This is a genomic window from Entomomonas sp. E2T0, from assembly GCF_025985425.1.
Lineage (GTDB): Bacteria > Pseudomonadota > Gammaproteobacteria > Pseudomonadales > Pseudomonadaceae > Entomomonas.
Genome location: NZ_CP094972.1, coordinates 2,092,464 through 2,113,202 on the forward strand (window position 1 = coordinate 2,092,464; position 20,739 = coordinate 2,113,202).

At 35.6% G+C, this 20,739-nt stretch carries 22 protein-coding genes; 5 read left to right on the forward strand and 17 right to left on the reverse strand.

The window, feature by feature from the left end:
* Positions 1 to 18: 18 nt before the first annotated feature.
* Positions 19 to 1,086, reverse strand: a complete 1,068-nt coding sequence (locus tag MTZ49_RS10085; RefSeq protein WP_264745427.1) for an LOG family protein — start codon at positions 1,084 to 1,086, stop codon at positions 19 to 21.
* 151 nt (positions 1,087 to 1,237) lie between these two features.
* On the reverse strand, positions 1,238 to 2,740 hold the full coding sequence (gene proP / locus MTZ49_RS10090; protein WP_264745428.1) for a glycine betaine/L-proline transporter ProP: 1,503 nt from the start codon (positions 2,738 to 2,740) through the stop codon (positions 1,238 to 1,240).
* A gap of 388 nt (positions 2,741 to 3,128) precedes the next feature.
* On the opposite strand from proP, the gene ggt reads away from it, so the two are divergent.
* Positions 3,129 to 4,823 carry a gamma-glutamyltransferase gene (ggt, locus tag MTZ49_RS10095; RefSeq protein WP_264745429.1) on the forward strand — a complete coding sequence of 565 codons (1,695 nt, stop codon included), beginning with the start codon at positions 3,129 to 3,131 and terminating at the stop codon, positions 4,821 to 4,823.
* 6 nt (positions 4,824 to 4,829) lie between these two features.
* On the opposite strand, the gene MTZ49_RS10100 is transcribed toward ggt, so the two are convergent.
* A complete protein-coding gene (locus MTZ49_RS10100) occupies positions 4,830 to 5,381 on the reverse strand; it encodes a DUF4166 domain-containing protein (RefSeq protein ID WP_264745430.1) in 552 nt (183 codons plus the stop codon).
* Positions 5,382 to 5,386: 5 nt separating this feature from the next.
* Positions 5,387 to 6,277, reverse strand: a complete 891-nt coding sequence (gene hslO, locus MTZ49_RS10105) for an Hsp33 family molecular chaperone HslO (RefSeq protein WP_264745431.1) — start codon at positions 6,275 to 6,277, stop codon at positions 5,387 to 5,389.
* A 217-nt stretch (positions 6,278 to 6,494) separates the two neighbouring features.
* On the opposite strand from hslO, the gene MTZ49_RS10110 reads away from it, so the two are divergent.
* The 4 genes from MTZ49_RS10110 (at position 6,495) to MTZ49_RS10125 (ending at position 8,955) form a co-directional block, all read left to right on the forward strand.
* Positions 6,495 to 7,298: a phosphatase PAP2 family protein gene (locus MTZ49_RS10110; RefSeq protein WP_264745432.1), complete on the forward strand. Its 804-nt coding sequence runs from the start codon at positions 6,495 to 6,497 to the stop codon at positions 7,296 to 7,298.
* Between the two features lie 94 nt (positions 7,299 to 7,392).
* Complete coding sequence (locus tag MTZ49_RS10115) at positions 7,393 to 7,773, forward strand: diacylglycerol kinase (protein ID WP_264745433.1); 381 nt, start codon at positions 7,393 to 7,395, stop codon at positions 7,771 to 7,773.
* Between the two features lie 151 nt (positions 7,774 to 7,924).
* Positions 7,925 to 8,551: a glutathione S-transferase N-terminal domain-containing protein gene (locus MTZ49_RS10120; RefSeq protein WP_264745434.1), complete on the forward strand. Its 627-nt coding sequence runs from the start codon at positions 7,925 to 7,927 to the stop codon at positions 8,549 to 8,551.
* Positions 8,551 to 8,955: a ClpXP protease specificity-enhancing factor gene (locus MTZ49_RS10125; RefSeq protein WP_264745435.1), complete on the forward strand. Its 405-nt coding sequence runs from the start codon at positions 8,551 to 8,553 to the stop codon at positions 8,953 to 8,955. Before MTZ49_RS10120 ends, MTZ49_RS10125 begins: the two co-directional genes overlap by 1 nt.
* 29 nt (positions 8,956 to 8,984) lie before the next feature.
* Here MTZ49_RS10125 and MTZ49_RS10130 read toward each other — a convergent pair whose 3' ends face one another.
* The 13 genes from MTZ49_RS10130 to MTZ49_RS10190 form a co-directional block, all read right to left on the reverse strand.
* A complete protein-coding gene (locus MTZ49_RS10130; RefSeq protein ID WP_264745436.1) occupies positions 8,985 to 9,332 on the reverse strand; it encodes a hypothetical protein in 348 nt (115 codons plus the stop codon).
* A 20-nt stretch (positions 9,333 to 9,352) separates the two neighbouring features.
* Positions 9,353 to 10,219, reverse strand: a complete 867-nt coding sequence (gene pdxY / locus MTZ49_RS10135; RefSeq protein WP_264745437.1) for a pyridoxal kinase PdxY — start codon at positions 10,217 to 10,219, stop codon at positions 9,353 to 9,355.
* Between the two features lie 47 nt (positions 10,220 to 10,266).
* Positions 10,267 to 11,235: a DMT family transporter gene (locus MTZ49_RS10140; protein WP_264745438.1), complete on the reverse strand. Its 969-nt coding sequence runs from the start codon at positions 11,233 to 11,235 to the stop codon at positions 10,267 to 10,269.
* Between the two features lie 84 nt (positions 11,236 to 11,319).
* Positions 11,320 to 11,580 carry an outer membrane protein assembly factor BamE gene (locus MTZ49_RS10145; protein ID WP_264745439.1) on the reverse strand — a complete coding sequence of 87 codons (261 nt, stop codon included), beginning with the start codon at positions 11,578 to 11,580 and terminating at the stop codon, positions 11,320 to 11,322.
* A gap of 13 nt (positions 11,581 to 11,593) precedes the next feature.
* Entirely contained in the window at positions 11,594 to 12,616 is a 1,023-nt protein-coding gene (locus MTZ49_RS10150) for a class 1 fructose-bisphosphatase (protein WP_264745440.1), read from the reverse strand.
* Positions 12,617 to 12,825: 209 nt separating this feature from the next.
* The gene (locus tag MTZ49_RS10155) at positions 12,826 to 13,197 is read right to left on the reverse strand and encodes a SirB2 family protein (RefSeq protein ID WP_264745441.1); all 372 of its coding nucleotides are present in this window, start codon (positions 13,195 to 13,197) and stop codon (positions 12,826 to 12,828) included.
* 217 nt (positions 13,198 to 13,414) lie between these two features.
* Positions 13,415 to 14,404, reverse strand: a complete 990-nt coding sequence (locus MTZ49_RS10160) for a class I SAM-dependent methyltransferase (RefSeq protein WP_264745442.1) — start codon at positions 14,402 to 14,404, stop codon at positions 13,415 to 13,417.
* A 256-nt stretch (positions 14,405 to 14,660) separates the two neighbouring features.
* Positions 14,661 to 15,095: a DUF1090 domain-containing protein gene (locus MTZ49_RS10165; RefSeq protein WP_264745443.1), complete on the reverse strand. Its 435-nt coding sequence runs from the start codon at positions 15,093 to 15,095 to the stop codon at positions 14,661 to 14,663.
* Positions 15,096 to 15,565: 470 nt separating this feature from the next.
* On the reverse strand, positions 15,566 to 16,288 hold the full coding sequence (gene aqpZ / locus MTZ49_RS10170; RefSeq protein WP_264747870.1) for an aquaporin Z: 723 nt from the start codon (positions 16,286 to 16,288) through the stop codon (positions 15,566 to 15,568).
* A 541-nt stretch (positions 16,289 to 16,829) separates the two neighbouring features.
* Positions 16,830 to 17,264 (reverse strand): GNAT family N-acetyltransferase, encoded by a 435-nt coding sequence (locus tag MTZ49_RS10175; RefSeq protein ID WP_264745444.1) that lies wholly within the window; start codon positions 17,262 to 17,264, stop codon positions 16,830 to 16,832.
* Positions 17,257 to 18,426 carry a cupin domain-containing protein gene (locus MTZ49_RS10180; protein WP_264745445.1) on the reverse strand — a complete coding sequence of 390 codons (1,170 nt, stop codon included), beginning with the start codon at positions 18,424 to 18,426 and terminating at the stop codon, positions 17,257 to 17,259. The genes MTZ49_RS10175 and MTZ49_RS10180 overlap by 8 nt, the downstream gene beginning before the upstream one ends.
* Positions 18,427 to 18,429: 3 nt before the next feature.
* Positions 18,430 to 19,800 carry an adenylosuccinate lyase gene (purB, locus tag MTZ49_RS10185; RefSeq protein WP_264745446.1) on the reverse strand — a complete coding sequence of 457 codons (1,371 nt, stop codon included), beginning with the start codon at positions 19,798 to 19,800 and terminating at the stop codon, positions 18,430 to 18,432.
* Positions 19,801 to 19,999: 199 nt separating this feature from the next.
* Positions 20,000 to 20,497, reverse strand: a complete 498-nt coding sequence (locus tag MTZ49_RS10190; protein WP_264745447.1) for an OB-fold putative lipoprotein — start codon at positions 20,495 to 20,497, stop codon at positions 20,000 to 20,002.
* Positions 20,498 to 20,739 lie beyond the last annotated feature (242 nt).

A 20,739-nucleotide genomic window follows, 5' to 3' on the forward strand; every position in this document is an offset into this window, starting at 1 on the left:
TAATACTAAAGTATTATTTTATGTTGTCCAGTTTTTAAATAAATTGATATAATCTACTAATTCTCTTAAGCGGCCATGCTGTTTGCCTGTAAATTGGAACAGTAGATAGGTTAAATGTTGAAACTCAGCTTCTTTAAAGCTGTCATCATAAACCTGCTGAATAAAGTCATTATTACTAATATCTCGATAGTTTTGATTAATATAAGTTAATGCTTGTTCAGTTAAAGGATGATTCATTCTGATAGCAAAGGTTTCCCTAAACCAACGGCTAGAGTTATAGTTTGTATAGAACTGAATAATTTCTTGAGTTGCTTCTTCTGGTGTATGCAACAGCTTCATTAAGCCCATATCACTAGGCAAAATATATTGTTGATCTCTTAAGTGCTTCTCAAAATATTCAATAGCATCTTTCCAGTAAGTACTATCAGGCGTTTCTAAAAGAATCACAGGGATTAGTGGTGTTTTACCTGTTTGAATCAGGGTTAATACTTCCATAGCCTCATCCCAAGTACCAAAACCACCAGGGCAAAGCACTACAGCTTCTGTCTCTTTAACAAAGAATAATTTACGGATAAAGAAAAACTGGAAAGTAAGTAGTGCATCACTACCTTCCATTGTTTCATTGGCGTATTGTTCAAAAGGTAGCTTAATATTGAAGCCTAGGGCGTTATCTTGCCCAGCTCCTTCGTGAGCTGCTGCCATAATACCACCACCAGCACCTGTAATAACGATAAAACCGTTGTCAGCAAGCTGTTGGCCTAAAGCTACTGCCTGTTGGTAAAGAGGATGATCTACAGGCGTACGAGCAGAGCCAAATACGGTTACTTTCCGATGGTGCTTAAAACGCTCTAGTAACGTAAAGCCTTTATCCATTTCAGTTAGCGCATTTTTAGCTATTTTAGTATCCCAATGGCCTCGTTCGGCCTGAACTAAACGGGTAGCTGCTAAAAATAATTCTTTATAAAGTTTGTGTTCTTTTGCGCCAGCAGGGAGTGCTAGCTTAATAAGCTCATCAATTTTGTTATTTAACTCAGTAGAGCTTGGCGAGTAATGACGGTTTAAATCATTATCTTGTTCATTTTTCATATAATAATCCCAGTACTGCAAAGTAATCTATTATTATGGATAACCAATAATAAAAAGAGGTTATGCTAGTTACTTATAAAGGTGGTGTCAATTTTGGTGTGCAACAGAAAGTTAATAGAAGGCGTATTGCTACGCCTTAATCTGTAAAGATTTATTTAAGATCAGGATGTTGTTCAATTAGTTGATCGCGTTTTTCAGTTAATTCATTTATTTGTTCAGTCAACTCTTCCACTTTTGTTTCAATATAATCATGGTGTTCTTGTAGTAGTTCTTTAGCTTCTGCTCTATCAGATGCAGCAGGAGTCGCACCGCGTAGTGGCCGATTAGCTGTTTCTTTAGTAAATAAAATAGCAAGCAAACCTATCACAGCCACTACCATTAAATAATAGGCAGGCATCATTAAGTTATTTGTTGTTTCAGTTAACCAAGCGGCAATAAGAGGGGTAGTACCACAAAATAATGATACTGAGATATTAAATGAAATAGCTAATGCACTGTAACGAATACTGGTAGGGAATAAAGCAGGCAAGGTTGATGCCATTACCCCTGTAAACATATTAAGCAACACGCCTAAAATCATTAATCCAATAAAGATATAAGCTACTTTGCCTGTGGTAATAAGATAGAAGCAAGGAATGGATAAACAAAATAGACCTACACAACCAACGATAACAATAGGTTTTCTACCAATTTTATCACTTAAAAAACCAATAGTGGGCTGTACAAACAGCATGCCAATCATAATTACAATAATCAGAATAACACCATGACTTTCAGCATAGTGGAGATTATGGTTAAGGTAGCTTGGCATATAGGTTAACAACATATAATAAGTAACATTCATTACAATCACTAAACCAATACAAATAAGTAGTGGTCGCCAGTGGCGTAATAAGATTTCTTTAAAAGAAACTTTACTAATTCCATGTTCTTCATCAGCCTGTTGTTTTTCTTGATGTTGTTCAAAGGTTGGTGTTTCATCTAAGTGACTTCTTAAGTAGAGGCCGATAAGCCCTAAGGGGCCAGCAATAAAGAAAGGAATCCGCCAACCCCAATCCAGTAACTGTTGATCGGTTAGCAAATAGGTAATTAAAGTAACAAACCCTGCACCTAGTAAGAAACCAGCAATAGAGCCAAAGTCTAACCAACTTCCCATAAAACCACGTTTGCGATCAGGGGAGTATTCAGCAATAAAAATGGTAGCACCTGAATATTCACCGCCTGTTGAGAAACCTTGTAGTAAACGACAAGCAAGTAGCAAAATAGGTGCCCAAAGGCCAATAGTTTCATAGCTAGGAATCAGTCCAATACAAAAGGTACTGATAGCCATAATTAAAATAGTGGTGGCTAGTATTTTTTGACGTCCTAATTTATCGCCTAAGAGGCCAAAAAACACTCCACCTATGGGTCTAACCAAAAAGGCCACAGCAAAGGTAGCAAGGGTGGCAAGGATTTGAACTGAACCTGTGGTTTCAGGAAAAAATACTTTGCCAAGGGTTATGGCGATAAAACCATAAACACCAAAATCAAACCATTCCATTGCATTGCCTAATGCAGAAGCAGTTACTGCCTTTTTAAGTTTATCGTTGTCGATAATAGTAATATCTTCAAGACTAAGCTCGGTAGATTGATTAGATGTTGTTTGTGATGACATAGTTGTTCCTCTAAATATAAGCTATATAACAAAGCAACTGATTTAATAATTAATATTTAAATTAAATGGGTGCGCAACAACGTGAACAAAGTGAATAAAGCGGCTATTTTGAAGTTCACAAAATACAAGCAAATAGGCTTGAGGTTGTATCTAAGAATAAATACTAAGGATTGCTTTATCTATTAGTTAACCAATCAATACAAAATATCAGAAAACACTTTAAGCAGATTAGGTATAACAATTTCTGAGCTTATTATAGCAATAATAATGGCTATGATATTGATTATGCTACTAAAGGCTAATCAGCTAATTTACCGTTACTGATTAAAACAAAAGTGCATGATAGTAGTATAAAATAGAGGGCCAATGCTAATGAGGAGGGCAAAGCATGCCATTTTTCTTGAGATCTATTTGTAAAGTTTGTTATGCAATCATTATTGTTATATTGGTTAATACATATGTTGCGGCAGAAGAAGATTCACCATTATCTGCTGGTGCAGTGGCTTCTCCAAATAGCTATGGAACAATAGCAGCTCAAGAAATATTAGCTAAAGGTGGTAATGCTGTTGATGCTGCAGTAGCCACAGCATTTGTGTTAGCAGTAACTTACCCTGAGGCAGGTAATATTGGTGGTGGCGGCTTTATGACCCTGTGGATGAATGGTAAGGGGTATTTTTTAGATTACCGAGAAATAGCACCAGCTAAAGCAACCACTAATATGTATCTAGACAGTAAAGGCGAAGTAGTGGCTAATTTAAGCCTATACTCACATAAAGCAGTGGCTGTACCTGGTACTGTAGCAGGTATGTGGGCTGCCCATCAACGCTTTGGTAAGCTCTCTTGGCAAGAAGTGTTAGCACCTGCGATTAGTTATGCTAAAGAAGGCTTTATGGTTGATGAGCAACTAATGCAACGTTATCGCGAGGTATTGGATAAAGTACCAGCCAATGGGCATTTTAAAGAATACTTTGGTGCTATGAAGATTGCTCAACCCTTTAAACAACCAGAGTTAGCTGCTGTATTAGAGCGTATTTCTGAACAAGGCGTTAATGATTTTTATCAAGGTGAAACAGCCCAACTTATTGTTAAACAAATGGCTGATAATGATGGCTTGATAACCGAAAGTGATTTAAACGGCTATCAAGCAAAATGGCGTGATCCATTAGTTGCAAAATGGCATGGTATGCAAGTTATCACTGCGCCACCACCTAGTTCAGGTGGGGTTGGTTTATTACAGTTATTATTAATGAAGCAAGCGTTAGCTAATGACTTTAAAGGGGTTAGGCCAAATACGGCACGTTATGTCCACTTATTAGCTGAAATTGAAAAGCGAGTATTTGCTGATAGAGCTGAGTATATGGGAGACCCAGACTTTATTAATGTGCCTGTTAAAAAACTATTAGCGGCAGATTATTTAGCTAATCGTGCTAAAGAAGTTAATCCTTATGCTATTTCAGCGACTGAAAATATCGAACCTGGTTTGACTCCAGAGAAGTTACAAACTACCCATTTTTCTATTGTGGATAAATGGGGTAATGGTGTTTCCAATACTTATACGTTAAATGGTTGGTTTGGTTCTGGCGTAGTAGTAAAAGGGGCAGGTATTTTATTAAATAATGAAATGGATGACTTTAGTAGTAAAGCAGGTGTAGCAAATCAGTTTGGTGTGGTGGGGAGTGAGGCCAATGCCATAAAACCTTATAAAAGACCTTTGTCTTCTATGACACCCACTATTTTAACTAAGGATAATAAAATAGTGATGGTGATAGGAACTCCTGGTGGTTCACGTATTATTACTTCTATTTTTCAAGTGATTGTTAATGTGTTTGATAACCATATGTCTTTAGAACAGGCAGTGTCTACTCCCCGTTATCATCACCAATTATTACCCAAGGATCGTATTTTTATTGAGCGTTTTCAACAAGGAGTTCCTCAATTACTAAAAGTAAGGTTACAACAAATGGGCTATAACTTTTATCAGCAAGATTTTAGTGGTGATATTCAGGTTATTCAAATTATTAATGATAAACCTAAAGCAGTAGCTGACCCTAGGGGGCGAGGTAGGGCATTAATAGTGGAATAATAAGGTTTATTGAGCCTTAGTTAAGTAACCGTTGTATTCTACCAATGTACCTATCAATGGCAGTGTAACTTTAGCAACGAATTGATAGGTACCATCTGTATCCACGCCTTCATTAGCGATAACTTGTGGGGAAAGAAATTTAGGGAGTTTAATGCCAAGAAAGGTACAGTATTGTAGTTTCCAACATAACCAGTTATCAACAGTTTCTAAGATAAAGTACTGTTTCACTGGACCAAACCTTTCATACATTTGTTGTGGATTATTTTTATCTAGGGCGAGAATAGAAGAAAACACTGTGTCACCAAAGCGTCTTGTCCAACATTCCTTGCCTTCATCTGTATAGTAAACATTGACAGTAATAGGTAAATTATCAGAGGGTTGTGGAAATCCCATTACTTTACGCATAAGATTTGTCATAAAATGAGTAGCACCACCTGCTTTTGCTTCACCTTGCCACAAAATACAAGGAGTATTATGAAAATCCTGAATAGCTTGGGGGATTTCATTATAACGCTCACCTAATAGATGAGCGAAGATATTGATAGGTGGTGTTTTCATAATAACTAATGCCTCGTATCAGCAGGAGGGTTGCTAGAACCATCCTTAAATAATTGTGTAACATCAGCAATATCGAAAATATATTCTTTATTACAGAACTGGCAGTCAATAGTAATCTTACCTTGTTGTTCATCCAGTAAAGCGAATGCATCTGCCTCACCTAAACTACGCAAAGCATTCGCTGAGCGCTCACGGGAACAACTGCAATGAAACTTTATAGGTAATTTTTCAAAAAGTCGAATATCTTCTTCATGATATAAACGATGTAAGATAGTCGAATTATCTACTGTTAAGAACTCATCAGCATTTAATGAGTTTGCTAAAACCGTAAGGTGTTGCCAAGTGTTCTGACGTTCATCATCGTCATGTTGTTTTTCAGCAGGTAAGGCTTGTAATAAAAAGCCTTTGGCCTGTTTGCCATCAGCGCATAGCCAAAAATAGGTAGGTAATTGCTCAGAACTAGCAAAATAGCTAGACAGACTACTGGCTAATGTTTCACCCTCTAACGCTACTATACCTTGATAACGTTTACCCTGTGTAGGGTCAACTGTTAATGCTAGGATACCATTAGGCATTAACTCTTGCAGGGACATGGAGTCATTTATTTGTTCGGCTTCATAACGAGCAATACCACGAATTTCGCGATTACTATTACATTCCACCATTAATAAGGGTAAAGGGCCTTCAGAGCGCGCTTGTAATACTAAAGTACCATCAAATTTTAAGGTGCCACACAATAAAGCACTGGCTGCTAGGAGTTCACCTAGTAATTTAGCCACAGGTGCAGGATATTGATGACGCGTTAATACTTCGTGATAACTATGCTCTAGGGAAACTATTTCACCACGTACATCTAAGTTTTCGAATAGGAAACGTTGTGTTATATCTTGTTTCATAAGGATATTTTAAAGCCTCAAAAGGATAATGTATTATTTACCATTTTATAGCTAGAGAAGAGTATAAACTAATTAACCCTAGATTATGCTCAATAAATCATTACAGAATAATGAACAATTAACGACTATCCTTGTACGATGTGATATTTCACATAATATAATGGATAGCTTAATTTCATTATTAGCTACTAAATAGCAAATCGGAGAATTACTATATATGGGCGATGCTCAATTATTACAACCTGTCTGGCAAACAAAAAAGATAGTATTTTGCAATGTATTTGCACTTATTTTGTTATTGCTGTGGGCATGGCCATTAACTCATGATTTAGCCATGAGGTTTGATGTTGCTTTTTTTAGAGTACTCAATGATTCTTTAAAAGAGAATTATGTGTGGGCTAGTATTTGGGCAATAATGAGTAGTCGCTTTTTTGATTTTATCGTAGCTATTATTTTACTGGTTTTGTTGATAAAAGCAGATTGGCTATATGGCGCTAAGATGGTAAGGCAAGCATTTTTTGCGTTATTAGTGATTATGTTATTGCAAGTAGTTGTACGTATTATTTTTACCAAGTTAGTTATTGCTTTTGGTTGGCAGCATGCTAGTCCTACAGCAACGTTAGATGATGCCTATCGTCTTTCTAGGCATTTTGATTTTTTTGAACAAAAATTAGAAATTAAAGATAGCTCTAATAGAAGTTTTCCAGGCGATCATGCCTCAGTATTGATGATATGGGCATTATTCTTATCAGTATTTGCACGTAAATTTAGTCAATATTTTATTGTTTGGTTATTGGCTATTATATTTATGATGCCTCGCTTAATCGCTGGTGCACACTGGGCATCAGATGATTATATTGGTGGTTTGATCTTAGCTTTATTGGCACTAGGTTGGGGAATGTATACGCCTTTTGCCGCTAAGTTAAGTAGTGGTTTAGTATGTATTACAAAACCTATTTTCCGCTTAGTTAACAAAATTCCTGTGCTTAATCGATTAGCTATTGTTCGTTATCCAGAATAAAAAATGTTGTTAATAAAATGTTAAATTTATTAACTATCATTTAATTAGTGAGATAATACCTAGCAATAATAATGTTATTTTTGAAGAGAGTATTATGGAAAAGTCGCCTTTTAAAGGAACACGTGGTTTAAAACGGATTATTAATGCAACAGGCTATTCTATGGATGGTTTAAAGGTGGCCTTTAAAAATGAGGCTGCTTTTCGTACTTTATTAGGGCTAAGTGTTGTCTTAATTCCTATTGCATTATTACTGCCAGTAGCTCCTGTAGAAAAGGCGATCATGGTTGCTGTTTGTCTATTATCGGTGATTATTGAATTGTTTAACTCGGCGATTGAGGCAGTGGTTGATCGGATTTCGTTGGAACGTCATGAGCTTTCAAAAAATGCTAAGGATTTAGGCAGTGCTGCTCAATTTATAGGATTATGGACAATTTTTATTGTGTGGGGAATTATTTTAATAGGCCATTATTTATAGAATTTATAAGAAAATAACCTAAATAGGTGGTGAAAATAGCAATATCTATCAACTTTTGTCTAGGTTATTCTGGAAAGCGATGTATTTACAACGTTATAATACTATAATAAATAAATTAATATATTTGCTATAGATGTCTAAGGAAGTTGATATGGGTACTACCCCCCATTTTATATGCTATTCGAGTCCAATAGATCATTATTCTCACCGTATACGTTTAGTATTAGCAGAGAAAGACATTGGTATAACAATACGTAATGTAGACCCTAATTATTATCCTCCCAATCTGGCAGAGTTAAATCCGTATAGTAGTTTACCTGTGTTAGTTGAACGAGATTTAGTACTTTATGACTCAATAGTTATTATGGAGTATTTAGAAGATCGTTATCCTTATCCACCTCTATTGCCAGCTTATCCTAGCGATAAGGCGAGTAGGCGATTATTAGTGTACCGTATCCAAAGAGATTGGTGTCACTTAGTCGATCTTATACTTGATCCTAAAACCAAAGTAACTACTCAAAATGCAGCACGTAAAGAATTAAGAGAAAGTTTAATAGGTGTTTCAGCTGTTTTTAGTGAAAAACCTTATTTTCTCAGTAATGATTTCTCGTTAGCTGATTGTTGTTTATTACCCATTTTATGGCGTTTACCTTTATTGGATATTGAGATTCCTAAAACGGGCAAAGGCTTATTAGCCTATATGGATCGAGGCTTTAATAGAGCAAGTTTCCAAGCTAGTTTGTCTGAGCAAGAGTTAAAATTAGCAGGGGCGAATTAATGAAGTCTAATCGCCCTTATCTAATACGCGCGCTGTATGAATGGATTTTAGATAATGATTGTACGCCCTATATATTAGTGGATGTTAATCTACCTAATGTAAGTGTACCCGATGGTTTTGCCGAAGATGGGCAGATTGTTTTAAATCTTGCACCTGCGGCTATTAAACATTTACTGATGGATAATGAAGCAATTAGCTTTGAAGGGCGTTTTGCAGGTGTGGTACAAAGACCTTATGTACCTATTATTGCTGTTAAAGCAATTTATGCTAAAGAAAATGGCTATGGTATGTTCTTTGAACATGATCCCTTATTAGAGCAAGAAAATAATGAACCAGATGATAAGCCACCTTCACCAGACACACCTACACCTCGTAAGAAGCCAAGCCTAAAAGTGGTCAAATAATACTTATAATGAATAAATAATGAACTTATTTATTCATTATTATGTCTTTTTTGTTCTATATAGTTTCTAAATTTATTGACAGATTTGCTTAAAATAAAAATAGCAGGAATAAAACCAATAATAATACCTACTACAACATGCCATGATTGCATTGTATCGGTATTGATATTGAAATAAGTGGTGAGTAAATCCAGTAAAAACCAGACGCCAATAATGGTTAAGATAACATGAATAAAAACTAGGATAGTGGAGCAGAGATAACGGATAGGTGTAGCTGAAATTCTATCTAGCTTTAATAATAGACCTATTACATTCATTATAAATAATGAGAATGTACCTAGTAAGGCGAGGATAATACCTATTAAAAAAGCTAGCATAAGTTCTCCTTATGTGAGCACTAAAGCTTTTTAGCCGCAAACTTAACTCTTGGGTGAGCTATACGATCTTGCGCAGCCACTAACTCTAATTCATAACTGCCATGTTTTTGTGTTTCTAATAATACCTCATGTACCGCGGCAGCACAAAATTCAAAGGCATCGAGTAAACTATTACCTAGTAATAAACAAGATAAGAATATGCCTGATGTTAGATCACCTACACCAACAGGTTGTTTAGGAAAAGCTAACAATGGGCGTTGTAAATGCCATGTTTCTTGTTCAGTTACTAAGAGCATTTCAAAACTATCAGGTTGTTTTTCTGGATAATTTAAATGTTTCACCATAATGGCTTTAGGGCCATATTTTAAAAGACTTTTGGCCATTTCAGCACAGTCATCTAGGGAAGTAGGGTGACGACCAATAAAGCTGTCTAATTCTAATTGGTTAGGTGTTAAATAGTCAGCCGCAGAAGCTGCTTCTTTTAATAAAAACTCACTGACTTCTGGCGCTACAACACAACCTTTTTCAGGATGTCCCATCACAGGATCACATAAATAAATAGCTTTCGGGTTAAGTTCTTTAATATGCTTAGCTACTTGGAGGATTTCACGGCCTTGTTCAGCTGTACCTAAATAACCAGAAAGAATAGCGTCACAGTTTGCTAACTCTCCAATAGCTTCAATGCCTTGCGCTAGTTCAAAAATTTGCTTAGGTGGTAAAACTTGCCCCGTCCATTGTTTATATTGGGTATGGTTAGAAAATTGTACAGTATTAAGTGGCCATACATTAACGCCTAGGCGTTGCATCGGAAATACAGCCGCCGCATTACCAGCATGACCAAAAACCACATGTGATTGAATGGTCAATATTTGCGGAACAGATTTCATAGTTAGCAACTCCTAAATCAATAGAAAAGAGCGTATTGTAAGAAATATCAAGATAACTGGCTATAGTTAGTTTGCTTACGACGTGCTTTTATTTTTTGCATGACGATGGGGGAAAGGGCGACTAAGGCTGAACCCATTACCACAATAATAGCACCCAAATAAGCTAAAATATTTAAAGAGTCTGCTATAAAGTAAGCAGGCCAGAAAAATGCGCCAACTGTGGCACCAATAAAGGTTACTAAGGGTGCAATAGCTAAAGTAGCTGTAACTTTTGAGGCTTCCCAGTGAGCTAGGGCTTCAGCAAACGCCCCATAAGCAATAATAGTATTGGCACAACTAAAGACCAGTAACCAAAATTGTAGGCTAGTTAGTTGGGTGATTTGTGAAGGATGACTAGTCGGGAATAAGAATAAACTACTGCCTAAATAGATCATCATTAAAATTTGCATAGAGTTCCAATGCACTAACAACTGTTTTTGGCAAAGTGCATAACCAGTCCATAGCATAGAGGAAATAACTAAAATAATAATACCAATAGTATAACTACCTAGTGAGGTTAGTAATTCAATCAGTCGTTGATTAAAAAAGAGTAGAAAACCTACCAGTAAAATAATAACCGCCATTACTTGCACATGATTAAAAGACTCTTTAAAGATAATCACACTACTAACGATAAGCATGATTTGGCCAATTTGCATCATTAATTGAGTTGTACCTGGTGTTAATAGGTTTAAGCCCATCATATAAGTAACATAGTTACCTAATAAACCGAGCATAGCTAACAATAATAATAGGTATCCTTTATAACCAAAATTTTTAAAGCGAGGCAATTTGCCTTTTAAGTAAAGGTAACTGAATAAGCATACGCCAGCCACAGTAAAGCGATACCATGTCACTGTATAAGCGTCCATGCCTTTTAAAACTTCTTTCATAACTACGGGTAAAAGGCCCCATAGAATAGCTGTCGTTAAAGCCAATGCTAGCCCTAACAGCCAGCGGCCTGATGATGTATGCATAGTGATAATAGTTCAGAATAAAAACAAAAAGAGTAATCTATTAATTAGATTACTCTTTTTTTGAAGAAAGACAAGGGATAGAGACTATTTAATTTTATTACCAAAATAGCTAAGCACTTTACTATCTACAAATTGTACTTGTAATGATGCTTCACCTTCTTGCCAACTACAGTTAGTTGCTTTAAAAGCGCTTTGGCATTCTTTTGGGCTACCAAAGATACGTTCAACTTCTTTACGCTCCATGCCCATTTTTAACTTGCTGTAGTTATCTTCAGTAAGCTTATTACAGCCTGCCAATACTGCAAGGCTAGTGATACATAAGATAAGGGTGGTTTTTTTAAACATAGTATTATCCTTGTTATTTTTGCTGTTGTTTGTGATAGTTAGTAATGCGTTCTACTTCTTGTTTTGAACCTAAAAACACAGCAACACGTTCATGAAGCGAGCTTGGTTGTATATCTAAAATACGTTGCTGACCGTTAGTAGCAGCACCGCCTGCTTGTTCAATAATCATTGACATTGGGTTGGCTTCATACATTAAACGTAATTTACCGGGTTTGCTAGGCTCGCGGGCATCACGTGGATACATAAAGATACCACCACGGGTTAAAATACGATGTACATCTGCTACCATTGAAGCAATCCAACGCATATTGTAGTTTTTCTCTAATGGTCCTTCAGTACCTGCTAATAACTCTGATACATACTGTTTAACAGGTTCTTCCCAGTGGCGTTGATTAGACATATTAATCGCAAATTCAGCAGTTTGCTCTGGTACTTTGATATTATCGTGAGTTAGTACAAAGCTACCTAATTCTGGATCAAGGGTAAAGCCTTTAACACCATTACCTAAGGTAAGCACTAACATAGTTTGTGGGCCATAAATAGCATAACCTGCTGCTACTTGTTCAGTACCTGGTTGTAAGAAGGCTTCTTCTTTTAATGGATCATTTTGGCTTAAATGTTCAACAGGGCAACGTAATACTGAAAAGATAGTACCTACTGACACATTCACATCAACATTACTAGAGCCATCCAGTGGATCAAATACTAATAAATAAGCACCTTTAGGATAACGACCAGGAATCTGATGAACCGTATCCATTTCTTCTGACGCCATACCCGCTAATGTACCACCCCATTCATTAGCTTCTAATAAAATTTCATTGGAAAGCACATCGAGTTTCTTTTGTACTTCTCCTTGCACATTTTCGCTTTGTAAACTGCCTAGTACACCACCAAGTGCGCCTTTAGTCACTGAACGATTAATCATTTTACAAGCACGTGCTACCACTTCAATAAGCAGGCGTAAGTCAGAAGGGGTATTATGATTGCGGGTTTGTTCAATAAGGAAGTGACTCAAGGTGGTCATGCGTGACATGCAATACTCCAAATATAAGCAAATTATAAATTTTATTAGGATTTATCAGGTAGAAAAATTTAGTGGGGTAATTATACGCTATCTTTATTAAAAAGATGACAATAATCTAAAAGATAACATTGATTAAAATTATAAATTAACTTAAAAAACGAATATTTTAAATTATTTAAGGTACTTTATTAATCAATAAAATACCTTAATAATCAACCTTAAAAGGGTATTTTAGTTTTTACTAAATAAACGATACAAGCAAAACAGGCTAATGCTAAGGCAAATCCAATATAGCGTATTGCTGAGGTTCTGCCTTTAATTGCCATAAAACCAAAAACAATATAGCCAACTAAAAAGGATAGCTTTTCAGTTAACCAAAAGTGGTTTGATAGGTTAGGGTACTGCTGGGTAAGTATTACGAGGGTAATACCAAAAATTAATAAACAGGTGTCGTTAAGGTGGGGAATAATACGAACCCATTTCTTTTGCATAAATTTAGCACCTACTCGCAATCCAACAAAGCGTGCTATAAATAAACTAATAGTAATAACGGCAGTAAGTGCATGAAGATGAAGAATAATTTTTTGCATTGTAAATACTTATATAATTATAGAGTTGAAATAATAGACAATAGTTTAGCTATAATGTAGCAAAGGATAAAGATTTTAAATCAATTAGGTATTGCTAGTAACTTACTAAGGTTTATTGTTTTTCTAGCTAACCTTTCTTTTATTAGTAAATCTGTTAGTAAAAACGGCGTAGTACTACAATTTATGAAGTCAGCGAACAAATTAATAAAAGAAAACGTTAAACTTTGTAAGCGCTATAAATCTTAAAACCATTACTTTCTGCTAGCACTTGGCAGTTACCAAAAGCCTGTTGAATAAGGGGTTGGTATTTTAAAAAACTATTAGCCACTAAGCGTAATTCACCCCCTTTAACAAGATGATCTATAGCATAATGCAATAGTTGCTCAGTGGTTTGATAATTGGTTTGAATACCCTGATGGAAAGGAGGATTAGTGATAATGGCAGTTAACCCTTTGGGAGAGGCATCAATACCATCGCCAGTAATGGTAATAGCTTCTAAATTGTTATTCTTTAAGGTTTGTTCAGTGCTAGCAATAGCAAAAACATCCACATCTTGTAAATAAACAGTAGCTTGTGGATAACGTTGTTTTAATAAAGCACCAATAACACCTGCACCACAACCAAAATCAAGTATTTTGTCTGTAGGAATTTTATCCAGATGCTGAATAAGTAGTTGGCTACCCACGTCTAAATGACCATGACTAAATACTCCCGCAAAACTAGTGATAGTAAGGTCATTAACAGTATAGGACTGGGCGAAGTCTTGTAGCTTAGGTGCAGTAGTGGATTCATTAATTTGTACTTGCCACAATTGACAATGTCTAGCACTATCTAATTTACGTGTTTTGCCATAAGTTGCTAATTGTTTTGCTGCCCGTTCAATACCTGCTTTTTTTTCACCCACTAAATAGAGTGAGCCTTGTAACTCTGTGCAAGCAGCTAAAGCCTGTAATAAGTATTCTGTAAGCTCTTTCGATTTTGGTAAGAATAAAACTGTTGTCTGAAACTTGGTAGTAGGCGCTGTGGTAGCTAAATGGATACGTTGATTATAGTGATGATTAAGCATTTGCCAGTCATTGGCCAACCATGTCCAGCCTGTTGCTTGTGGCAGTTTAGTTAGTAGTTCATCAGCAGGTAAGCCTGCTAATAGGGTTTTACCATTAAATAATTCAGCTTGGCGAAGCAGCACTTCACTACGAGGATCCATTAATACGACTCAAAAAATAGGTTATATACGATATATTCGTTTTAATTAATAGATTGTTGATTATGGCATATAGCAGGCTATAAGGGTATAGGTTGTAATAATATCTTGGAGAAAATTGAATATTAGGGTATTAGCTATAGGTTTCTAGTATTAGATTGTAAAGGTTTTATGGTTTATAAAATGATAAAAAGGATAGACTATAGAGTCTATCCTTTTTAGTTATGAAGCCGATTAGTTTTTCTAAAAAATTGCTCGATTAGTTTTGATTAGACAGTGCTAGATTGCTTTTTGCTTCTTCCAGTTCTGCCATTGCTTCTTTTAGCTTTCTGGTCTTTTTAACTATTTTCTCAGGATCACCTTTGGCAATAGCTTCTAGTAACTCCTCGTTACGTTCATCGACCTTTTCTTGTTTATCAGCTACTTTAGATTTTAATTTAGAAATATCTTTTGTTTGGTTGTTATAACTATAATTATCATCATAATCCCCCAAACAGTAAGTTTTAACATTGGCTATGGCTCTTTCTAATCCGTGTACACGGTTGGTGTTGCCATAACTTTTCGCATATTCAAGTTGTTGTTCCAACTTCTGAATCTTTATTTTACAACCTTGTTGTCTATGATAGTAATCAGCTACTACTGTATTCGCTAAACAAACTGATAACAAAAATGCTCCAACAGTAAGTTTACGCATAAAACATCTCCATCAATATAACTTAAAAAATATGCTATCTCTCTTCTAAAAGAGATAACAGTGCAATAATGATATGTACTAGTACACATTAAGTATAGGAAGAAGATTAGTAATGATCTATATGAAAAATATGATGTGATTATTTGAAAAAACAAAACTAATGGCTTTAGAAAGTCTTATAAGGATGTGGTGGCTTTGGTTATAGGAAATATTAGTGCTTTTTTTTGTTAGGCTATTTTTCCTAATGAAATATAGTTTATTCAGCTGTTATTCAATTATGTAACTGTTTTTTAAAAAAATATTGGTATTTTTTCTAATAAGTGTTTAATTTTTTCTCTAGGATATTTGGTTAAATTGTAATGTATAAATAAGATAATTTATTAATGTTATTTAACCTTTATGCTGGCTAGCGGCTAATTATATTTAACTGCTAGTCAGCATTAGGATTCAACTATAAATTATTAGTGAAATTAAGTGGGTATATTTGTTTCAGCCATTTCTTCAATGTTTTGTGTGCTATTAACTACACGATAAGCTAATGCACCAATAACACCGCCAAATATTGGCGCTAACCAGAATAACCAAAGCTCAGCTAATGCCCAATCACCTGCATAAAGTGCCACGCCTGTACTTCTTGCAGGGTTAACAGAAGCGTTACTAACAGGGATTGCTGCTAAGTGGATAATCACTAAACATAAGCCAATAGCGAGTGGAGCAAACTGAGTAGCTGCTTTTTTGTCAGTTACACTCATAATGACAAATAAGAAAATAGCAGTAAAGACGAGTTCGCATATAAAGGCAGCAGCCATTGAATAGCCTCCTGGAGAGTGTTCACCATAACCCGTAGAGGCAAAGCCACCTGCTAAGTTAAAATCAGTTTGGCCACTGGCTATTAAATATAATACGCCACCTGCTACTGTTGCGCCGATTACTTGAGAAATAATATAAGGTGTAATTTCTTTTGCACTGAAACGACCGCCTGCCCATAATCCAATAGTTACTGCTGGATTAAAATGACCGCCTGAAATATGACCAACTGCATAAGCCATTACTAGAACAGCTAGTCCAGCTGCTAAAGCAACGCCTAAAAAACCAACACCAAGTTCAGGATAGGCTGCATTCATAACAGCAGTACCACATACACATAGAACAAGTACAAATGTACCAATAAACTCTGCAAGATAATTATTCATTTTCATTTGATGTATTCCTTTATTACAATTAGGTATTTCAGTTGAATTTTACTTACTACTTCAAACTTACTAGTCATCTTGTATTAATTGTAAGAAGAATCTTTTTGCTAAAAGTTTTTAATAAAGTACTAAGTAAAATGTCTTAGTAAGGCTATTATTGTTAGTGTCAAAAATATGTAAAAAAAAAGTGATAAAAAAGTTCTAGAGATTATGGTGTTATTGTTTTTTGATAATGATTTTTATTAAATATATAAAATATAATCATTATCATCTGTTTTTATTGTAACTATTTGATTATTAATGAATAAAATATAAAAATTAATAATAATATTTATCATTTATGTGATGTATAGATATGAGTAAAAATTATGATGTTTATTGCAGAATATTTCATAAAGTATAAATAAGAATCATTCCATGATCTATTATTAATAATTAAGAGGTATTGAAGTGATAAAGCTAATTTTGTATAAGCTCATCCTTGGATGAGCTTATTTTTTAAATGCTATTTAGATAGTAGTAATATAACTATATTAATTGATTAAATAGCTAGTAGCATTTCTACATGAGGAATACCTACCTCAAGAAACTCATCACTTACTATTTCAAAACCAAAACGTTTATAGAATTTGGTGGCATGTGTTTGGGCAGTAAGGGTTAGTTTTTTGAAATTTTGCTGTTTAGCTTCTTCTATAGCTGCTTGTAAAAGCTCATCACCAATGCTTAAGCCACGCCAGTCTTTTAGCACAGCTACGCGGCTGATTCTAGCACAGTCATCAGTTTCTTTGGTTAAACGGGCTGTTCCCATTGCATAGCTACCGTCGACGGCTAAAAAGTGAGTGGATAAACTATCGAGGTCATCCCATTCTTGCTCTGCAGGAACGTTTTGCTCATTAATAAACACTGCTTCTCTGATTCGCATGATATCAACCATATCTTTTTGCCAATCAGCTTTACGAACAAAGGTCTTATTCATTGAAAAACTCCAATGTTCCTTGTTTAATTAATTCAGTTAATAGGGTAGTGACGATAGGGTCTTTGAGCCAAGCTTGTAAATTTTCTTGGTAAAGTGCATTGGTTTCACAAATTAAACGGAGTAAATCTGCATAATGTTTTGGGAAACTACGGCTAAACCCACTGGCAAACAATATTGCTTCATCATTAAAAATTGACCACGCAAGTTTACCACTTGGATTACGAATGACTATCGCACCATTGTCTATAGTATTAACAAGTTCTTGCTCGGTAAGCGCTTCACCCATTAAACGTTCAGGATAACGAGGCTCTGTCACATGTTGACCGAACCATGTAAGCAACTTTTGATCGTCTTGCAGTGCTTCCTGTAAGGTTTTTTTCAGTCTTGTTAAGGCTGCTGTATCAATAAAATGTGGATCTTTAGCAACGGCCTGTTGTTCAGGGTCACTATAGCGAGATTCTTCTGCATAGAATTGGCTAAGAAAATCAGTGTAATGCACTAATATTTCTTGTGTGCTAGGTGCCCTTAAACCAACAGAAATAGTCATACAGTCTGTTTCGGCAATACCATAATGGGCAAATTGTGGTGGTAGATAGAGCATATCTCCAGGTTCAAGTACCCATTCATCAGTTTGTTTAAAATCAGCTAACAATCTTAAATCTGGATGATCAAGGCAAGGGCTTTCGCTGTTTTCTTGTGGACCAATTTTCCATCGACGTTGACCATAGCTTTGAATTAAAAACACATCATAATAGTCAAAGTGAGGGCCTACACTACCGCCTTTAGCTGCATAGCTAATCATAATGTCGTCAAAGCGCCATTTAGGGATAAAGCTAAAGGGTTCAAAAAGTTGATCGACTTCTGGAATGAATTGGTCAACAGCTTGTACCAGTAAAGTCCAATTTGTTTCAGGTAAGTTTTGGAATGTTTCTGCTGCAAAAGGCCCGTGCAGTAATTCCCAAGGTGTATTACCATGTTCAACAACAATTCTGGACTCTATTTCCTCTTCAAGTGATAGGCCTGCTAGCTCATCAGGATTAATAGGGTTTTTAAAGTCAGTAAACGCACCACGTACCAATAACGGTTTACGCTGCCAATACTCTTTCATAAAAGTACTGGGTGAAATACCACCCAATAAAGCTAATGGTTGATCAATTTGCATTTATTAAATCCGCGTCGCCTGTACTACAGCATTGCCAATATAGTTGGCTGGGGTTAATGCTTTTAATTCAGTTTTGGCTGTATCTGGTATTTCTAAGGTATCGATAAAGGCTAGTAATGCTTCTGGAGTAATACCTTTGCCACGGGTTAGCTCTTTCAGTTTTTCATAAGGATTTGCTACACCATAACGGCGCATTACCGTTTGAATAGGTTCTGCTAGCACTTCCCAACAGTTATCTAAATCTTCAGCTAGGCGATTAGTGTTGATTTCTAACTTACTAATACCTTTTAAGCTAGCTTCATAAGCAATTAAGCTATGGGCTAAGCCAACACCTAGATTACGTAGTACAGTAGAGTCGGTTAAATCACGTTGCCAGCGAGAAACAGGTAGTTTGCTAGCTAGGTGCTGTAAAATAGCATTAGCAATACCTAAGTTACCTTCTGAGTTTTCAAAATCAATAGGGTTTACTTTGTGTGGCATGGTAGATGAACCAATTTCACCTGCAATAGTTTTTTGCTTAAAGTAGCCTAAAGAAATGTAACCCCAAACATCGCGGTCAAAATCAATAAGGATAGTATTAAAGCGCGCTACCGCATCAAATAGTTCAGCAATATAGTCATGGGGTTCAATTTGCGTAGTATAAGGATTCCATGCTAAACCTAATTCTTTTTCAATAAAGTCTTGTGCATTGGCTTCCCAATCTATAGCTGGGTAAGCTGATAAATGGGCGTTGTAATTACCTACAGCACCATTAATTTTACCCAGTAGTTGTACGCTTATAATTTGGTTGATTTGACGTTGTAGACGATAAGCCACATTAGCCATTTCTTTACCTAAAGTAGTAGGTGAAGCAGGCTGACCATGCGTACGAGATAACATAGGGATATCAGCAAACTGTTTTGCCAATGCTTTAATGGCTTCTACTATTTTATTCATAGTAGGAACAATGACTTCATCACGTCCAGCACGTAACATTAAGGCATGTGAAAGGTTATTAATATCCTCTGAAGTACAGGCAAAGTGAATAAATTCGTTAACTTTAGCAAGCTCAGGTACATTAGCCACATGTTCTTTAATAAAGTATTCAACGGCTTTTACATCATGATTAGTAGTTCTTTCAATTTCTTTAATGCGCTGCGCATAAGGTTCTTTAAAGTCAGTCACTAGGCTATTAAGCAGGTCATTAGCCTCTTTAGAGAAAGGAGCTACTTCTGGAATTTGAGGATGACTTGCCAGACGTTGTAACCAACGTACTTCTACCATGACTCGGAAACGAATTAAGCCAAATTCACTAAAAATAGGGCGTAGGTCTTTTGTTTTAGAGCCATAGCGGCCATCGATAGGAGACACAGCAGTAAGAGCAGAAAGCAACATGAACACATTCCTAATAAATAGCTAACAAAACTGTGCGAATTATACACTAAAGCAGGTAAATTGTTGGCAGGAAATTTAGTGAGTTTGTTAGTTATTGATTTAAGGTTAAAAAGTTAATAAGTAAATCTATAAGGTAGTGAGATATGCTTATAGATTTACCCTATTAATCATTGCTAACGTTATTTTTAGTTCAATTAGGTTATTTTGTTTCTGGTTTAAATACACCATTGTCAAATAAAAAAGAACATTTAGGAATATCGCCTGTAATAAAACGTTCTGGTTGATAAAGATTTGTTTTAATGGTTACTACGTTACCTTTTTTGAGAGTTGATACTTGTTGTTTGGTGGTTGTATCGTTACTCATTTTAATGACACCCGTGCAGCTTGTATTAACTTGGTCTTGTAAAGTAACAAGATAATAGGGGATAGCTATGTCTTTATTCTGTTGTGAGGGGAAATCTTTCGTTTCAACATTATTAACAGTGCCTGTTACCACAATATTTACTTGTGTCCATTTGGAAGTGGCTTCAGAGAAGTTTTCTTTATAGTCATTCCATATTGTTTCAATAGATGCTTTTTGTTCTCTAGCATTATGGGAGGTAGGATTGTCTTTTGTGCCTTGGTCATGGGCGCAGCCTGCTAATAAAACTAATAGAGAACTTGCTATGACAGTATTAATGCATTTACTTATGCTCATTTAATAATTCCTCAGAGTGATATGATATAGGTGAAGTATCATTACCAAGCATTTAGCAAATTAACTATTTGTATTAGTTATAAAACTCAACCCACCCTCAGTGTTTAATAACTAATATAAAAAGTAAATCCATTTGCCTACAGGTATTTGCTATAAAGCTTGGACATAGTAAATAATGATAACTTCTTTTACTCTAGACTTTAATTCGACTAATTAATTCCAACCAATTAGATTATGGTTGC

Excerpts from the sequence above, each read along its gene's own strand:
- MTZ49_RS10175 (WP_264745444.1), bottom strand. The coding sequence starts at position 17,264 with ATGAATAAGACCTTTGTTCGTAAAGCTGATTGGCAAAAAGATATGGTT.
- MTZ49_RS10140 (WP_264745438.1), bottom strand. The coding sequence starts at position 11,235 with ATGCATACATCATCAGGCCGCTGGCTGTTAGGGCTAGCATTGGCTTTA.
- MTZ49_RS10145 (WP_264745439.1), bottom strand. The coding sequence starts at position 11,580 with ATGTTTAAAAAAACCACCCTTATCTTATGTATCACTAGCCTTGCAGTA.
- MTZ49_RS10150 (WP_264745440.1), bottom strand. The coding sequence starts at position 12,616 with ATGTCACGCATGACCACCTTGAGTCACTTCCTTATTGAACAAACCCGC.
- MTZ49_RS10125 (WP_264745435.1), top strand. The coding sequence starts at position 8,551 with ATGAAGTCTAATCGCCCTTATCTAATACGCGCGCTGTATGAATGGATT.
- MTZ49_RS10160 (WP_264745442.1), bottom strand. The coding sequence starts at position 14,404 with ATGGATCCTCGTAGTGAAGTGCTGCTTCGCCAAGCTGAATTATTTAAT.
- aqpZ (WP_264747870.1), bottom strand. The coding sequence starts at position 16,288 with ATGAATAATTATCTTGCAGAGTTTATTGGTACATTTGTACTTGTTCTA.
- MTZ49_RS10190 (WP_264745447.1), bottom strand. The coding sequence starts at position 20,497 with ATGAGCATAAGTAAATGCATTAATACTGTCATAGCAAGTTCTCTATTA.
- pdxY (WP_264745437.1), bottom strand. The coding sequence starts at position 10,219 with ATGAAATCTGTTCCGCAAATATTGACCATTCAATCACATGTGGTTTTT.
- MTZ49_RS10115 (WP_264745433.1), top strand. The coding sequence starts at position 7,393 with ATGGAAAAGTCGCCTTTTAAAGGAACACGTGGTTTAAAACGGATTATT.
- MTZ49_RS10110 (WP_264745432.1), top strand. The coding sequence starts at position 6,495 with ATGGGCGATGCTCAATTATTACAACCTGTCTGGCAAACAAAAAAGATA.
- MTZ49_RS10180 (WP_264745445.1), bottom strand. The coding sequence starts at position 18,426 with ATGCAAATTGATCAACCATTAGCTTTATTGGGTGGTATTTCACCCAGT.
- MTZ49_RS10120 (WP_264745434.1), top strand. The coding sequence starts at position 7,925 with ATGGGTACTACCCCCCATTTTATATGCTATTCGAGTCCAATAGATCAT.
- hslO (WP_264745431.1), bottom strand. The coding sequence starts at position 6,277 with ATGAAACAAGATATAACACAACGTTTCCTATTCGAAAACTTAGATGTA.
- proP (WP_264745428.1), bottom strand. The coding sequence starts at position 2,740 with ATGTCATCACAAACAACATCTAATCAATCTACCGAGCTTAGTCTTGAA.
- MTZ49_RS10085 (WP_264745427.1), bottom strand. The coding sequence starts at position 1,086 with ATGAAAAATGAACAAGATAATGATTTAAACCGTCATTACTCGCCAAGC.
- MTZ49_RS10165 (WP_264745443.1), bottom strand. The coding sequence starts at position 15,095 with ATGCGTAAACTTACTGTTGGAGCATTTTTGTTATCAGTTTGTTTAGCG.
- ggt (WP_264745429.1), top strand. The coding sequence starts at position 3,129 with ATGCCATTTTTCTTGAGATCTATTTGTAAAGTTTGTTATGCAATCATT.
- MTZ49_RS10155 (WP_264745441.1), bottom strand. The coding sequence starts at position 13,197 with ATGCAAAAAATTATTCTTCATCTTCATGCACTTACTGCCGTTATTACT.
- purB (WP_264745446.1), bottom strand. The coding sequence starts at position 19,800 with ATGTTGCTTTCTGCTCTTACTGCTGTGTCTCCTATCGATGGCCGCTAT.
- MTZ49_RS10130 (WP_264745436.1), bottom strand. The coding sequence starts at position 9,332 with ATGCTAGCTTTTTTAATAGGTATTATCCTCGCCTTACTAGGTACATTC.
- MTZ49_RS10100 (WP_264745430.1), bottom strand. The coding sequence starts at position 5,381 with ATGAAAACACCACCTATCAATATCTTCGCTCATCTATTAGGTGAGCGT.